14 protein-coding genes and 3 pseudogenes are annotated in these 15,405 nt (G+C 69.8%); 2 read left to right on the top strand and 15 right to left on the bottom strand.

Annotated features, from left to right (window positions below; all coding sequences use genetic code 11):
• Window positions 1-20: 20 nt before the first annotated feature.
• Window positions 21-533, bottom strand: a pseudogene (locus K307_RS18785) (gallate dioxygenase); the annotation flags it as partial.
• Between K307_RS18785 and K307_RS18780 the strand changes: the two are divergent.
• Window positions 421-969: a DUF1932 domain-containing protein gene (locus K307_RS18780; protein WP_080745143.1), complete on the top strand. Its 549-nt coding sequence runs from the start codon at window positions 421-423 to the stop codon at window positions 967-969. The pseudogene K307_RS18785 and the gene K307_RS18780 sit on opposite strands and share 113 nt — an antisense overlap.
• 37 nt (window positions 970-1,006) lie before the next feature.
• On the opposite strand, the pseudogene K307_RS18775 reads toward K307_RS18780, so the two are convergent.
• Window positions 1,007-1,630: pseudogene (locus K307_RS18775) on the bottom strand (SGNH/GDSL hydrolase family protein); the annotation flags it as partial.
• 8 nt (window positions 1,631-1,638) lie between these two features.
• Here K307_RS18775 and K307_RS18770 point away from each other — a divergent pair.
• Window positions 1,639-2,513: pseudogene (locus K307_RS18770) on the top strand (LysR substrate-binding domain-containing protein).
• A gap of 12 nt (window positions 2,514-2,525) precedes the next feature.
• Here the strand turns inward: K307_RS18770 and K307_RS18765 are convergent.
• The 13 genes from K307_RS18765 to K307_RS18705 are packed head-to-tail and all read right to left on the bottom strand — an operon-like array spanning window position 2,526 to window position 15,398.
• Window positions 2,526-3,737, bottom strand: a complete 1,212-nt coding sequence (locus tag K307_RS18765) for a cation:proton antiporter (protein WP_042880342.1) — start codon at window positions 3,735-3,737, stop codon at window positions 2,526-2,528.
• 19 nt (window positions 3,738-3,756) lie between these two features.
• Window positions 3,757-5,316, bottom strand: coding sequence for an HAL/PAL/TAL family ammonia-lyase (locus K307_RS18760; protein ID WP_230625749.1), 1,560 nt, complete (start codon window positions 5,314-5,316; stop codon window positions 3,757-3,759).
• A 3-nt stretch (window positions 5,317-5,319) separates the two neighbouring features.
• Entirely contained in the window at window positions 5,320-6,009 is a 690-nt protein-coding gene (locus K307_RS18755; RefSeq protein ID WP_051974964.1) for a 4'-phosphopantetheinyl transferase family protein, read from the bottom strand.
• Window positions 6,009-6,458, bottom strand: coding sequence for a hypothetical protein (locus K307_RS18750; RefSeq protein ID WP_042880340.1), 450 nt, complete (start codon window positions 6,456-6,458; stop codon window positions 6,009-6,011). Before K307_RS18750 ends, K307_RS18755 begins: the two co-directional genes overlap by 1 nt.
• 39 nt (window positions 6,459-6,497) lie before the next feature.
• Complete coding sequence (locus K307_RS18745) at window positions 6,498-7,727, bottom strand: beta-ketoacyl-ACP synthase (RefSeq protein ID WP_042880338.1); 1,230 nt, start codon at window positions 7,725-7,727, stop codon at window positions 6,498-6,500.
• Entirely contained in the window at window positions 7,724-8,455 is a 732-nt protein-coding gene (gene fabG, locus K307_RS18740) for a 3-oxoacyl-ACP reductase FabG (RefSeq protein WP_042880336.1), read from the bottom strand. Before fabG ends, K307_RS18745 begins: the two co-directional genes overlap by 4 nt.
• Window positions 8,452-8,916: a hotdog family protein gene (locus K307_RS18735; RefSeq protein WP_042880334.1), complete on the bottom strand. Its 465-nt coding sequence runs from the start codon at window positions 8,914-8,916 to the stop codon at window positions 8,452-8,454. Before K307_RS18735 ends, fabG begins: the two co-directional genes overlap by 4 nt.
• A 3-nt stretch (window positions 8,917-8,919) precedes the next feature.
• On the bottom strand, window positions 8,920-10,107 hold the full coding sequence (locus tag K307_RS18730) for a beta-ketoacyl-ACP synthase (RefSeq protein WP_042880332.1): 1,188 nt from the start codon (window positions 10,105-10,107) through the stop codon (window positions 8,920-8,922).
• Window positions 10,104-10,688: a DUF3261 domain-containing protein gene (locus tag K307_RS18725; RefSeq protein WP_042880331.1), complete on the bottom strand. Its 585-nt coding sequence runs from the start codon at window positions 10,686-10,688 to the stop codon at window positions 10,104-10,106. The genes K307_RS18730 and K307_RS18725 overlap by 4 nt, the downstream gene beginning before the upstream one ends.
• Complete coding sequence (locus tag K307_RS18720) at window positions 10,688-11,917, bottom strand: NAD(P)/FAD-dependent oxidoreductase (protein ID WP_042880330.1); 1,230 nt, start codon at window positions 11,915-11,917, stop codon at window positions 10,688-10,690. Before K307_RS18720 ends, K307_RS18725 begins: the two co-directional genes overlap by 1 nt.
• Before the next feature lie 55 nt (window positions 11,918-11,972).
• Window positions 11,973-14,372 (bottom strand): MMPL family transporter, encoded by a 2,400-nt coding sequence (locus K307_RS18715; protein WP_230625747.1) that lies wholly within the window; start codon window positions 14,370-14,372, stop codon window positions 11,973-11,975.
• The gene (locus K307_RS18710; RefSeq protein ID WP_042880328.1) at window positions 14,365-14,985 is read right to left on the bottom strand and encodes an outer membrane lipoprotein carrier protein LolA; all 621 of its coding nucleotides are present in this window, start codon (window positions 14,983-14,985) and stop codon (window positions 14,365-14,367) included. Before K307_RS18710 ends, K307_RS18715 begins: the two co-directional genes overlap by 8 nt.
• Window positions 14,982-15,398 carry an acyl-CoA thioesterase gene (locus K307_RS18705; protein WP_042880327.1) on the bottom strand — a complete coding sequence of 139 codons (417 nt, stop codon included), beginning with the start codon at window positions 15,396-15,398 and terminating at the stop codon, window positions 14,982-14,984. Before K307_RS18705 ends, K307_RS18710 begins: the two co-directional genes overlap by 4 nt.
• Between the last annotated feature and the right edge of the window lie 7 nt (window positions 15,399-15,405).

Here is a 15,405-nt window from a genome sequence, read left to right as displayed (position 1 = left end):
GGGATTCGTGTGGTCGGGCTTTAGCCAGGCTTGCCGGACGTGCTGTTCCACGTCGTGCCGCTGCCCGCGCTGCCGGCCACCGAATACAGCGCGCCGGGCGCATTGCGCGTCTTCTGGAAGTCTTCGAGTGACTGCCCGCGCATCGCGGCATAGATATGCAGGTTCGACACGCCGCTGACCGCGCCGAGCTTCTCCAGCAGGAAGAAGATCACGCCGTAGTGGATCATGCCGCGCCAGTCGCGCCGCGTGATCAGGTCCTGTTCCTGCGCGGTCAGGCCGGCTTCATCGTAGGTGGCCTGCGGATCGGCCAGGAAGCGCTCGCGGAACTCCGGCAGCACCAGCTGGTGCTGGTAGCGGTTGATGCGATACGCGCGCACGCTGGTTTCCAGCGTGAACGGGTAGGTGCCTTCGAGTGCCTCGATGCCGCGCAACTGGTGCCCGATATGCTCGCGCTGGCGCGCCGCACGTGCGGCCTGCCGCTGCGGATCGGTACAGGCCTCGTTCTCGTACATGGCGACTGCGATGCCGCTGAGCGGCCCCGATGCCGCGCAATCGGCGCCGCTGCTGTGCGCGCTCGGCATGGATGCAAAGGCGGTGTCGGACCGTGTTGGCACGGCGTCGGCAATCAAGATGAGCCGCAGCATCATCATCAATGGGCTGGAAGCGCTGGTGGTGGAGAGGTACACCAATGCCCGCCACTACGGCGTCGAGGACCATATGCTGCCGACGCTGGCCGAGACCTTCCCCGGCATCGACTGGCAGGCGCTGGGCGGCTACCTGTTCTGCCGCGTCGCGCAGCACGGCAAGCGGCGCGCGGAGGAAATGGCTGAAGCGGCGCGCACGGTCGCCGAGGCTGGCATCGCGCCGCTGATGGCATCGGCCATTGCTGCCAAGCACCAGTGGATGGCGGATATGGCGAAGGACGCGATCTTCGGCGGACTGTCGGAAGCCGACGGCTGGCGCGCTTAGGCCGACCGCATCCTGCAGGCGCGCCAGGCGCCGTGATTCAATGCGCCAGGGCCGCGCTGCGCACCAGCTTGCTTAGCAGCGCCGCATCCATCCGCGAGGCCATGGCGCGGTAGCCGGCATCGCCCGGATGCAGGTGATCGCCGCTGTCGAACACAAGCAGCATGGCCTCGGGCCGCGCGGGATCGCGCACCGCTGCATCGAAGGCCACCACCGCATCGAACTCGCCGCCATGGCGGACCCAGTCGTTGACCGCCAGCCGCACCGCGTCCTTGCCGGGGCTGTCATACCCGCGGATCGGCGTATCCCGTAGCGCGCCGGCAAACGGTGTGATGGTGGCGCCGATCACGCGCACGCCGCGCGCATGGGCGCGGGCGATCAGGCGGCGGTAGCCGTCGATCAGCTCGGCAGCTTGCGGGACGGCATCACCCGGCGCAAAGGTCGAGCCCGGCCAGGCGATATCGTTGATGCCGATTGCGGCGATTACCGCCCGCACATGCGGTTGGCTCAGCACATCGCGATCGAGCCGTGCCAGCGCGGATACGCCCATGCCGTCGCGCAGCAGCCGACCGCCGGAGATGCCGGCGTTGAGCACGGCGACGCCGTCGCCGGCCAGGCGCTGCGCCAGCACGTCGGGCCAGCGGCGGTTGGTGTCGGGCGTGGCAGGCCTTCGTGCGCGCCGTCGAGCTGGGCAGCCTGTCAGCGGTGGCGCGCGAGCAGCACTCGACGCAGCCGACCATCAGCAAGATCGTGGCCGCACTGGAGAAGGAGATGGGCGTCAGGCTGCTGGAGCGCAGCACCACCAGCCTGTCGCCGACCGAAGCCGGCCGTCGCTTCTACGAACGCGCGCGCCGCGTGCTGGACGAATACGGTGAAGCGGTCAGCGACGCACGCGGCCTGTCCGAGCGAGCCGCCGGCCGCGTGCGCATCAGCGCGCCGGCCAGCCTCGGCGTGCTGCGGCTCAATGCGCTGGTGCTGGCATTCCAGCAGCGCTACCCCAACGTGGAGTGGAGTTGCTGTTCGACGACCGCTTCGTCGACCTGGTGGAGGAGGGCGTCGACGTCGCGGTGCGGCTCGGCGCGACGCTGCCGCCCAATGTGATCGCCCGCCGGGTCGCGGTGTCGCAGCGGATGCTGGTGGCCTCGCCCAACTACCTGGCACGTCATCCGCGCATCCGCCAGCCAGCGGATCTGGCCCGCCACCAGATCCTGCGCTTCAGCTGGTTGGCCGCAGGCGATGACATCGTGCTCGACGGTCCTGGCGGTCAGGCGCTGGTCAGTGCGCCATGCCGCTATCGCATCAACCACTCGCTGGCAATGCGCGAGAGCTTCCTGGCAGGCGCCGGCTTCGGCCTGACGCCGGCCTGGCTGGTGCAGGACCTGCTCCACCGCGGCGCGCTGCAGCGCGTGCTGCCGCGCTGGAGCGGCCCCGCGCAGGAGGCCTTCCTGGTGTATCCGTCGCGGCGCTACCAGCCGGCGCGGGTGTGGGTGTTGCTCGACTACCTGGGGGCGGAGATCGCGCGACTGCCTGGCTTCACGCCGGTGTAAGCTGCAGCGCCCTTAGCGCAGCCTTCCGCGCGCCACCAGCACCGTCAATGGTCGCGCCAGCAGCGTGCTGGCCAGCGCCATCAGCAGCAATCCGGAAAACGCCGTGGTGCTGATGATGCGCGCGTCCAGCAGCACGGTCAGCACCACTACCTCGACCAGTCCCTTGGTCTGCAGCAGCGCACCCAGCGCAAGCGCGTCGCCCCAGCCCAGGCCCGCGCGGCGCGCAGGGAGCGCTACGCCGGCCATCTTGCCGGCGATGGCGATCGCCAGCGACACCGCGGCGATCAGCAACGTCATCCAGTTATCCAACGAGATCTCGGTGCGCAGCCCGGCGGCGAGGAAGAAGAAGGGCAGCAGCATGACCACCGTGGTCGGCTCCAGCTGCTGGCGCACGCGCTGCGCTTCGCGCGCGGGCCAGACCAGCCCGGCGACGAAGCCGCCCATCACGTGATGCAGTCCGGCGAGTTCGCCGAGGAAGGCCGAGGCCAGCACCAGGAACAGTGCCATCGCCAGCAGCATCTCCGTTTCCGGCGGGCGCCGGCGCAGCAGCCATGCCAGCGTTGGCCGCACCGCGAGAAACATGAACGCCAGGTAGGCCCCGGCTCGAGTAGCCACGGCGGCGGCGCCGTCATTGCCGCCGTGCTGCAGCAGCACCACCGTCAGGAACAGCCACACCCAGGCATCGTTGACCGCCGCGCAGCGTAAGGCCAACTGGCCTAGCGGCGTCCCCGTCAGCCGCATCTCGCGCAGCACCGCCCCCAGCACCGGCAGTGCCGTGACGGCAGTACAGATGCCCATGGCGCAGGCGAACCAGTAAGGATCGGTGCGCTCGCCGCCCACGGGCCAGCCGGCCCCGATCATCCACCACCCCGCCGCGGCGCCGAGCGCGAACGGCACGGCGATGCTGCCGAGCGAGATCTGCACGGTCGCGCGCCAGTGCGCGGGCACGCTGCCCTCGCGCAGATGCAGGCCGGTCAGGAAGCAGAACAGCGTCACCGCCAGCCACTGCAGGCCGGACAGCATCGGCAGGTGATCGGGCCCGAACAGCGCGGTCCAGCCCTGTGGCGCGAGCTGCCCGAACACCGACGGGCCGAGCAGGATGCCGGCCAGCACCTGCACGCCGACCAGCGGGAACACCGACTGCAGGCCGGCGCCGCGCCACAGCAGGTAGGGCAGTGCGACCACCAGCATCGCCTGCAGGAAGAAGATGCTGACGGCGTTCATTGCGCGATTCTCCTGATGCTTACCACTTGGCTTCCCGCACTTCCTGCAGCAGCCGGCGCAGTTCGGGTTCGAGCGCGCGGTCCTGCACGATCAGCGGGATCTCCGCTTCCAGCCGCTCGGCCAGCGGTCGTAGCCGTTGCGGCAGCGTGTAGCCCGTGCGCAGCCGCAGCGCGATGCCCTGGCGCACGGCGACCAGCATCGCGGCCGCCACTTGTTCGCTGAGGTCCAGCACGCGCAGGCAATCGCGGCTGGCGATGGTGCCCATGCTGACCTTGTCCTGGTTGTGGCATTCGGTCGAGCGCGAGAACGCGGTGGCCGGCATGGTGTGCTTGAGTGCCTCGGCGGTCCATGCCGAGGCGCCGATCTGCACCGCCTTCAGGCCGTGGTTCAGCGGCGCGTCGGCACCGGTGGCACCGGACAGGTTGGCCGGCAGCCCGTTGTTGTAGCGCGGATCGACCAGCGTGGCGAGCTGGCGGTCCGTCAGGTCGGCGACGCTGGCGACGGCGGTCTTGAGCGCGTCCATGGCGAAGGCGATATGCCCGCCGTAGAAGTGGCCGCCGTGCAGCAGGCGCTCTTCGTCGGGCTCGACCAGCGGGTTGTCGTTGGCGCTGTTCAGCTCGGTCTCGATCCAGCGCCGCGACCAGTCGAGCGCGTCTTCCAGCACGCCGATCACGTGCGGCGCGCAGCGCAGCGAGTAGCGGTCCTGCAAGCGGTTGGCGTGCCGTGGCGCGCGCGTGTCGCCCAGCAGTTGGCGGATGCGCTGCGCGGCGCGCTTTTGGCCGGGATGCGGCTTGGCGTCGAACAATGCCGCGTCGTAGTGGTAGGGGTTGCCGTCCACCGCCGCCACCGCGGCGGCAGTCAGCGTGGCGGCCAGCTTCGCCAGGTTGGCGGCGCGCTGCCACGCGAGGCAGGCCAGGCCGGTCATCACCGCGGTGCCGTTCATGATCGCCAGCGCTTCCTTGGGGCGCAGCCGCAGCGGCTCGCGTCCGATCGCGGCCAGCGCTTCGGCGGCGGGCTGGCGCCGGCCCTGGTACACCACCTCGCGCTCGCCGCACAGCGCCGCGGCGACATACGACAGCGGCGTCAGGTCGCCACTGGCGCCTACCGATCCCTCGGCGGGAATGCACGGAAGCACGTCATGGGCGAGAAATGCGGCGAGCTGCTCCAGCAGCGCGGGGCTCACCGCCGAATAGCCCTGGCACAGCGACGCCAGCCGGGCGGCGAGCACGGCGCGGGTCTCGTCGGCATCGAGCAGCCGGCCCAGCCCACAGCCGTGGAAGGTGTACAGGTGCACCGGCAGCTCGTAGGCGCGTGCGACCGGGACCGTGGTCTCGCACGAATCGCCGTAGCCGGTGGTGACGCCGTAGACGCGGCCGTCCTCCTGCAGCAGCCGGTCCAGGAAAGCCATGCCGCGCGTGATGCGGGCGCGGAAGGCCGGCGCATCGGACAGTAGGGCGCCAGCGCGGCGGTGCGCCAGAGTGGTCACCGCTTCGATAGTCAGGGGCGTGCCGTCAAAGACCACCGGCGTGGCGATATGGGCGGCATCGTAGGCAAAGTGTTCAGACATCGGTTCAGGCATTCATCATTGCAGCGGAGCGGTGCCGGATAGCACGAGCCGCCAGTAGCGGGGAACGGGCATTCCCGGCGCGGTCATTGCACGCAGGTCGTCAGAGCAGAGTGCAAGCACGTGGTTCTCGTGCAGCCACGTACAGGCATTGGCGTCCCGCGCGCCCGACGCCGCCTCGATCGTGAGCCCATGGCCCAGCATGGTGGCAAACAAGCCACCGCCGTGGCGCTTGAGTCCCGCTTCCTTCAGCGTCCACGCATGCGCAAACCGGTGCACGGTATCCGCCGGCGCGACGGTGTGGTCGGCGAGCGTGGCCCGCTCGACGTCCGTGGTGATTGCGCCATACAGCGCATCCAGTCCCTTGCGCAACCGGCACGGTTCTAGATCGAGTCCGAGCGCAGCGCCACTCACTGCGCAGGCAACCAGGTCGCCGCTATGGGAAATCGACAGTTTCGCGGGCACGCCGCCGGATACCACGGGCGGCGACTCGGCGCCGCCCGTCAGCATCCAGTCCTGCCACGCGCCGCCGAACGCTTCGGCCAGCAGCGCACGCGCCAGCCAGCGGCCGGCGACGAACTGGCTGCGCCGCCGCGCCGACTGCATCGCAGCCAGGCGTGCCAGTTCTCCTTCCGACATCCATGACTGCGCATCGGGCGCCTGCGCGGCAAGTTCCGTCACGCCCCCAAGGCGCAGCCAGGTGGTCATTACTGCGCGATCCTGGCGTAGGTGCCCTTGAGCGCAACGCCCACCACGACGGCGCCGGCGTGGCATTCATACTCGGTCGGGCTGGCGACCTCGTTCTTCTTGTAGTAGCTGACGATGTCGATCACCGCATTGGCGCCCTGCGACTTGGCCGTGTCCTGCAGCGCGATCAGCGCCGACAGCGCGGCCCAGCGGCAGCCGTCTTCATCGCTCTTGCCCACGCCGTTGGTCTTGCGGTTGGAGACGCCCGAATCCATGCGCTGCAGCACCTTGGGGGTCTTCTGGCCGGAGAGGTAGAAGCGGAAGGAATCGTCGAGCTTCTCCTTGGCTTCGGGCATGTCGAGCACTTGCTGCAGCGGCAGCATGTACTTGGTGTCGCGCGCGTGCGCGGGTGCGGACAGCAGGGCGCTGGCGCACAGGGTCATGGCAACGACAGAGAGAGCGGATTTCATAGATCTTCCTTGTTCTTGGTTGGCAATCTAGAAAGGACTTCAGTCTTCCCAACGGCGGAACACCAGCGAGGTGTTGATCCCGCCAAAAGCGAAGTTGTTGCTCATCACGTAGTCCGTGTGCAGCTGGCGCGGCGCTTCCATGATGTAGTCGAGGGCTGCGCAGCGCGGGTCGGGCGCGCTCAGGTTCAGCGTGGGCGCGAACCAGCCGTCGCGCATCATCTCAATGGTCATCCACGCTTCCAGCGCGCCGCAGGCACCCAGTGTATGGCCCATGTAGCTCTTGAGCGAGCTGATCGGCATGCCGGGGCCGAACACGGCGTGCGTGGCATGCGATTCGGCGATGTCGCCGTGGTCGGTGGCGGTGCCATGCGCATTGACATAGCCGATGCGGGACGGTTCGAGCCCGGCATCTTCCAGCGCCAGGCGCATTGCCACGCCCATGGTCTCGGCCTTGGGCTGGGTCACGTGCGCGCCGTCGCTGTTGGTGCCGAAGCCGACGATCTCCGCCACGATGCGCGCGCCGCGCGCCTGCGCGTGCTCGAGTTCTTCAAGTACCAGCGTGCCCGCGCCTTCGCCCAGCACGAGGCCGTCGCGCGCACTGTCGAACGGGCGCGGCGTGGCCTGCGGGGTGTCGTTGCAGGTGCTGGTGGCAAAGAGCGTGTCGAACACCGCCGCCTCGGTGGCGTCGAGTTCTTCCGCGCCGCCCGCGAGCATCGCCATCTGGCGGCCGGAGCGGATCGCCTCGTAGGCGTAGCCGATGCCCTGGCTGCCTGAGGTGCAGGCGCTGGACGTGGTCACGATGCGGCCGGTGATGCCGAAGAACACGCCGATATTGACCGCCGTGGTGTGCGGCATCATGCGGATATAGGTGGTCGCGCTGATGTCCTCGGTGGTGCGCTCGCTGCGCATGCGGCCGAAGTCGGCGACCGCCTCGGGCGTGCCGGTGGACGAGCCGTAGGCGATGCCGAGCTTGCCGCTGGCCAGCAGCGGGTCGCCCGCGAGGCCTGCGTCCTTCAGCGCCGCTTCGCTTGCCAGCACCGACATCAACGCCACCTTGCCCATCGAGCGCGTCAGCTTGCGCGTGTAGTGCGCCGGCAGCGCCAGCGGCGGCACGGGCGCACCCAGCAGCGTGTTCAGGCCCTTGATGCCCTCCCAGTCTGGCATGCGCACGACCGCGTTGCGTCCCGACGACAGGAAGCTGCGCACCGTGGCCCAGTCATTGCCCAGCGCGCAGATCGCACCGGCTCCCGTAACGACGACGCGCTTCACCCGAACATCCCCCCATTGACCGAGATCACCTGGCGCGTGATATAGCCCGCGTCGGGCGACATCAGGAAGGCCACGGTCGCGGCAACCTCATCGGGCGTGCCCAGGCGGCGCGCCGGGATCATGCGCAGCGCTTCGTCGCGCACGTGCTGCTCGACCATGTCGGTATCGATCAGCCCCGGCGCAACGCAGTTGACGGTGATCGCGCGTTTGGCCAGCTCGATCGCCAGCGCCTTGGTGGCGCCGATGATGCCGGCCTTGGCCGCGCTGTAGTTGGCCTGGCCGCGGTTGCCCACCAGCCCCGACACCGACGACAGCGTGACGATGCGGCCCGGCTGGCGCCGCTGCACCATCGGCATCACCACCGGATTCAGCACGTTGTAGAAGGCGTCGAGGTTGGTGTGGATCACCTCGTCCCACTCGGCGCCGCTCATCGCCGGGAAGGCCGCGTCGCGGGCCAGGCCCGCGTTGCACACCACGCCGTAGTAGCAGCCATGCGCGGCAATATCGGCCAGCAGCACGGCGGCGGCTTCATCGCGCCGGGCCACGTCGAAGCACAGCACACGGGACTTGCGGCCGCAGGCGCGCACCGAGTCGGCGACGGAGTCGGCCTCGTCGCGGCTGGCGCGGCAGTGCACCACCACGTCATAGCCGTCGCGGGCCAGCCGCAGGGCGATGGCGCGGCCGATGCCGCGGGACGAGCCCGTGACCAGCACGGTCGGATTGGTCATACGTGTTGTCCTTGCAGAAAGGCCTGCGCATCCGCAGGCTGGAAGACGGAGACGTTGGCGCGGGCGACCTCGCGGCCATCCAGCGCCAGCCGGCAGGCGAACTGGCCCAGGCCGTTGTCGCCGGTCAGCGCCGCCTGCACGCTGATGGTGAGTTCGCTGCCAACCGGGAATGCTGGCACATCGCATTCATAGCGGCGCGAACCCAGCAGGAAGCCGATGCCCGGCGGGCGTCCCGCGCGCCGGTCGCGCACGCCCGCCCACGCGGCGATGGCCTGCGCCATGTATTCGATGCCGACCCAGCCGGGCATGCCGGCCGGATCGACGAAGAGCTGTCCGGGCTGCACCGTCGCACGTGCGGTGCAGCCGTTGTCGTCGGCCTGCACCAGCGCATCGAGCAGCAGCATGGCGCCGCCGTGGGGCACCACTTCGGCGACGGGCGGCAGGGTTGGTAAATCTTGCATGCGTTATCCCTCCCCCAGCACCAGCACGCAGTTGCTGCCACCAAAGGCGAACGAATGGCTCATCACATTGCGCGGCGCGCGCCCGAGCGTGCCGCCCGGACCGGCGACATGCAGCGCCGGCAGCGCGGCATCGGCCGCGCCGTCCCACCAGTGCGGCGGCAGCCGGCCGTGCGGATTGCCGATCAGCGTGAGCCACATCAGGGCCGCTTCGATGGCGCCGGCGGCGCCGAGCGTATGGCCGGTCAATGGCTTGGTGGAACTGACCGGCACCTCGCGGCCGAGCACGTCGGCGACGGCATGCGCTTCCATCACGTCGTTGGCGGGCGTGGCGGTGCCGTGCAGGTTCACGTAGTCGATGGCATCCGCGCCGATGCCCGCGCGCGCCAGCGCCTGCTGCATCGCCAGGCGCGCGCCCTTGCCTTGCGGATCGGGGGCGGAGACGTGGTACGCATCCGACGATTCACCCCAGCCGGCCAGGCGCACCGGGCCCGGCTCGCGCGACATCAGGAACAGCGCCGCGCCTTCGCCAAGGTTGATGCCATTGCGGTTGGCCGATAGCGGATTGCAGCGCGCCGCGCTGACCGATTCGAGCGCGGAAAAGCCGGCTACGGTAAAGGCGCACAGTGTATCGACACCACCGGCAATGACCACGTCAGCCAGCCCGTGGCGCAGCAGCCGTGCGCCGGCGGCAAGCGCCTTGGCGCTCGACGAGCATGCGGTCGAAATGGTGTACGCCGGTCCCTTCGTTCCCAGCATTCCCGCGAGGAAGCTCGCTGGCGAACCCAGTTCCTGCTGGCCGTAGTGATAGCGCTGCGGAAAGGCATCGCTGCGCACCAGCGCCTGCACCGCCAGCTCGCCTTCGCGGATACCGGAGGTGCTGGTGCCCATCACCACCGCCACGCGCGCGGGACCGACGCGGGCGATCGCGTCGTCCACCGCCGGCCGCACTTGCGCCAGCGCGTCGAGCAACATGGCGTTGTTGCGGCTGCGATGGCGCGGGTCGGTGTGCGCCGGCGCAGCATCGTCGGCAAGGTCGTTCACCGTGCCGAGCAGCAGCTGGCGGCCGGGGCTGTAGCGGTCGGTGACTTCACCGGCCATGGGGGCATCCGCCTGCCACATGGCCTCGCGCACGGCATCCTGCCCGCGGCCGAGCGCACAGCGGATGCCGACGGTGTTCAGGAACGCCGTCATGCTGCACCGCCTTGCGCTGGCAGATTGCGGATCGTCAGCCGATAGCCGTCGCGGTATTGCACGAACAGCGTGGTGGCCGCATCCGGAAAGCGGATCTCGGCAACGGTTTCGGTGCCCTGGCGCAGCTGGCGCAAGGCGGGTGTCGCGTCGAAGCTCCATCCGGCTGGCAACGCGGCCCGGATCGCGTCAGCCGGCCACAGCGACAGCTGCAGGTCGCTCAGGATGAGCTCCGGCTGCAGTTCCGCGGGCGCCCATGGCGAGCGCGAGACCTGCAGGTTGGTCCCGTCCCAGCTCAGCCGCGCCAATACCTGCCCGCCGGCCACGGCAGCGAGCCGCGTGTGCGCGGCATCGGCTTCCAGCAGGGCCATCAGCTCGCGGCGCTCGGTGCGGCCCTGCATCTGGAATTCGACGGTGATGTGCTGCTGCAGCGTCAGTTCGCGCTGCAGCGATGCCGGCGGCAGGCGCAGCAGCACCGTGGCACTGGCTTGCGGCGCAGCGTGCCCGGGGGCGGCACCCGGCGCGGCGCAGCCCGCTGCCAGGGCAGCGGCCAACGCCAGCGCGGACAAGGTAAGGCGGCGCATCAGACTTTGCAGAACTCTTCCAGCACCGCCAGCCGGCGGCGCGGCTCGGCCACGAAGGGGTTGCTGCGGTCCCATGCGTAGCCCGCCAGGATCGCGGAAATCATGCCGCGGATTTCCGGGGTGGCATTGGGATGGAAGATCAGCTTCTGGAAGCGGCCTTCGTACCAGGCTTCGACAAAGACGCGGAAGCAGTCCACACCGGCCTTGAGCGGCTGCGCGAACTCCTTCTCCCAGTCCACGGTCTCGCCAGCGAGCTGGCGCACCAAGCATTGCGCGGCGAGGCTGGCCGACTTGAAGGCGATGGTGACGCCGGAGGAGAACACCGGGTCGAGAAACTCGCCGGCGTTGCCGAGCAGCGCATAGCCGTTGCCCCACAGCGATTTCACATTGGCCGAGTAGCCCGCGATCTGGCGCGCGGGAGTGTCCCACTGCGCGTTGGCGAGCAACTTGGCCAGGCCCGGCTCCTCGTTCACCAGCGCTTGCAGGCGCTCGGTCTCGGTGCCGGTGTAGCGGTCCAGGAAGGCCTTCTCGGCGACCACACCCTGCGAGCAGCGGCCGTCGGAGAACGGGATGGTCCAGTACCAGACGTCCTGGTGCTCCGGATGCACGCTGATCAGGATCTTGTTGCGATCGAACTCGCCCGGCGCGATCCGGTCTTCCACGTGGGTGAAGATCGCGCTGCGCACCGGGAAGCCCGACGGCGATTCCAGCTTCAGCAGGCGCGGCAGGATGCGGCCGAAGCCGGAGGCATCGAGCAGGAACTTGGCGCGCACCGTGTACTGGCTGCCATCCGGCGCGCGCACGGTGACCTCGGGCTGCGCGCCACTGACGTCGACGTCCTCGACCAGGTGGGAGAAGCGCACCTCGGCGCCCTGGTGCGCGGCCTCGCGGATCAGCACGTCGTCAAAGCGCGCGCGCTGCACCTGGTAGGTGGTGCCCCAGCCGGGCGAGAACTTCTCGCGGAAGTCGAACGCGGTCTGCTGCGCGCCGCGCGAGAAGGCGGCGCCGTTCTTGTACTGGAAGCCCGCTTCCACCACCGCGCGCAGCATGCCGGCCTCTTCGATATAGGCCATGCTCTGCGGCAGCAGGCTTTCGCCGATCGAAAAGCGTGGGAACGTCTCCTTCTCGATCACCAGCACCGGGATCCCGTGCTTGCGCAGCAAGCCGGCCGCGACCGAGCCCGCAGGGCCCGCGCCGATGATGACGACATCCGTGGTTTCCGTTTTCATAAGCTTCGACTCTCAATACTCAGGGACTGCGAGATGACGGCGCCAGGCTCGTGGCTCAGTGCCCGCCATGCGAATTTCCTTCCTGCGCCAGCGGCCGGAACCAGGGCGATAGCACCCAGACCGCGCCGACGCCGGCCAGCATGGTGACGCCGAAGGCATGCAGCGCCGGCGTGGACGACAGCGCCAGCAGGCCGAAAGCGAGCAGCGTACTCGCCGCGCCCAGCACGATCGCCGTCCACGATACGCCATCACCGGGGTGCTCCAGCAGGAAGATGCCGTAGTCGACGCCGACGCCCAGCAGCAGTGCCAGCGCCAGCACCGGGAACAGCTGCAGCGGCACGTGCAGCCAGCCTAGCAGCGCCACGCTGAACAGCGCCGCCAGCAGGGTCGGCACCAGCGCGCGCCAGGCGGCGCGGCCGTAACGCCACGCCAGCAGCACCGAGACCGCGGCGGCGCCGGCCAGCAGCAGCCAGGTCATCAGCACGCGGTAATGGTGCAGCAAGCCGGACAGGTCCGCCACCCGGTCAACCCATTCGACTCCCGCCACGCCGGCCACGGCGGCCTGCACCCTGGGCATGGTCTTCGGGTCGTCCAGGCCGCGCAGCAACATCACGCTGGCGTAATTGCCGTCCTTGCCTTCGCGGCCCACCCACAGGTGGCGCAGGGCCTCCGAGACCGGCTGGGCCTGCCACGTGGGCAAGGTCAGCACTTCATCGGGGCCGGCCATCTCCGCGCCGGCGACCAGGCCGGGCGAAGTGCCGGTGACGTGTGCGACGCGCTCGCGCACCTGCGCCTCCAGCGTCGACACCAGTGCCGCGTCCGCGCGCTGGCGTGCCGCCGAGGGCACCCAGTCGGACAGCGCGACAAAGCCGTCGATGCCGCCGTCCGCCATGATGCCAGCCAGCGCCGCCTTGGCGGCCTCCTCGCGCTGCAGCACCTCATCGGCGGAAGCGCCGCGCACCAGCAGGAACTGCGCCGGGCTGGGGCTGCCGAGCAGGCGGCCGGCGGTGCGCTGGGCTTCGATCAGCGCTGGGGGCGAGCTTTGCAGCTGGCGCACGTCGTCCACCACCTTCACTTGCAGCAGGCCCGGAATGATAAAGGCGGCGAGCCCCGCAGCCAGAATTAGCGTGCGGCGATCCGCAAGTGCGCGCGGCCAGCGCGCCAGGCTGTCGGCCAGCCACGCCGACAGCCGCGTCGGTCGCAGGCTGCCACGATCGAGCAGCGGGAACCACAGCACCACCGTCAGGAACGCCGCGACCAGGCCCACGGCGGAGAACAGCGCCATCTGCCGCAGCCCCGGGAACGGTGCGATGCCCAGCGCAAGGTAGGCGACCACGCTGGTCGACAGCGCCAACGTCATGCCCGGCAGCAACCGGCGCATCACGCCCGCCGGCGCGCGCCGGCCATCAGCCTGCCGCGTCACGAAGTAATGGATGCCGTAGTCCTCGGCCACGCCGACCAGGCTGGCCCCGAACACCAGCGTGATCAGGTGGACGCGGTCGAACACGGCGGCGGTCATGGAGATCGCCGCCGCGGTGCCGATCAACAGTGACAGCGCCACCAGCACGATCGGGCGCAGCGAGCGAAAGGCCAGCCACACCAGCAGCAGCACCGCCGCCAGCGAGCCCAGGCCGATCACGTTCATCTCGAAGCTGGCCTGCGCCGCCGCCGCCTCGGCGTGCAGCGGGATGCCGGCCATCACCACGCGCACCGCGTCTTGTCCCTGGCGCGCGCTGGCATTGGCGCTTGCCAGCAGGTCGCCGTAGTCGGTATCGCCGCTGACCGAGAACGCGGGTTTGCTGATGCGATAGGTCAGCAGCACCCAGTGCATGCCTTCGGCGGAGAATGCCGCCAGCCCGTCGTGCTCGCGCACGCGGGTCAGGTCCGCGCGCGACAGCCACCAGCCCTGCCACAGCCCCAGCGGATCGGCCGACCAGCCCGACAGGCTGGTGCCGGCCGAGAACTGGTACAGCCGCGCCAGCGCCTGCTGCGCCAGCGTGTCGGCATCGGTGCGGCCGAGCATGGTGCGCTGCGCGTCGGTCAGCAGGTGGTCGCGCCAGGGGCGGTAGAAGGACAGCGCAGCGTCGAAGTCAAAGGCGGCGATCTTGTCGACCGGGCGCAGCAGCTCGGGATGCGCGCCGGTGGCCTGGCCGAAGCGCTGCGCGGCCGTCTTTGCCTGCTGCCAGTCGGGCGCGCCGACCAGCACGATGATCTCGCGCGAGACGCCGTCGGCCAGCTGGCGCAGCACGCGGTCGGCGGTGGCGGCGCGCTCGCTGCCGGGCAGCAGCACCATCACGTCGGTATCGATGCGCGCGCTGCGCCAGAAGCTGGCCTGGTGCAAGGCCAGCGCCAGCACGGCCAGCAGCCAGGCGAACGCCAGCACACGGGCCAGCGGCGCCATGCCCGCCAGGCCGGCGCGGGCACGGACGGGAACGCGGTTGGCGGAATCACTCAAAGCGCTGGGCCTCCGCGGCGGAGAGCTTTGGCGCCGCCACCGGCTCGATCAAACGGATCTGGGTGGCATCGCCGCCCGCTTCCTCCAGTCGGATGCTGCGCACGAAGCGGTCGCCGCTCAGCTCGATGCGGGCAAAGGCGCGCCGGATGCCGCTGTCGGTCGGTGTCAGCGTCAGCGCCCAGCCGTCCTTGCCAGCGAGCTTCGCATCCAGTGCAAAGCGCTTCGACAACGCCGACAGGTCGCCGCGCAGCACCGCGATCATCGATTCGCCGACCAGACGCATCGCCGGCTGCTCGTCGGCGGCCAGCCGCTGCTGCACCTGGCCGTCGGCGCCGCGCACCACCAGTTCCTTTGGTGTCACCAGCAGGCTCGACACGATCGGCTCGCGCGTGGTCCAGGCCAGCCCGCGTTCGCGTGCCAGCACGAAGTCGCCGCGCGAGACCAGCGGATTGGTAAAGCCCGCAAGCTGACGCTTCTGCTCGAAGCGGCCGCGGATCACCGGCGCATCGGCCAGCCGCGCGGCGATGGCGCCGAGCGTATCGGCAGCCTGTACCGGCAACGCCGGCAGGCAGGCAAGCGCCGCGAGGGCGGCCAGCAAGGTGCGGCGCTTCATGGCTTGACCCCCAGGCGCTCCCACAGCACCGGCGGGCACTCGTAGCACATCTCGCCGGTGCGCATGTCCACTGCCACCTGCACCGAATAGCCCTTGGTCAGGCGCTCGCCGGTGGCGGCATCGCGCAGCACGTAGTCGATCTTGAGCCGGTTCTCCCACTCGACAATGGTGGCGCGCACGATCACGGCCTGGCCGTAGACCAGCGGGCGCACATAGCGCAGGCGCAGATCCACCAACGGCCACGCATAGCCGGAATCGCGCATCGCGGGGTAGTCGTACTGGAACCGCGCCAGCAGCGCGCAGCGCGCTTGCTCCAGGTAGCGCACATAGTTGCCGTGCCACACCACGTCCATCGGGTCGAGGTCGTGGAAGGCCGGGCTGAGGGTGATCTCGTGGCTGAGGTCTGGGGTCATGGCACTG

It is taken from the genome of Cupriavidus necator A5-1 (assembly GCF_000744095.1).
GTDB classification, from domain to species: Bacteria; Pseudomonadota; Gammaproteobacteria; order Burkholderiales; family Burkholderiaceae; genus Cupriavidus; species Cupriavidus necator_A.
The sequence above is the reverse complement of the archived record's forward strand: the minus strand, read 5'-3'. Positions and strand labels throughout refer to the sequence as shown.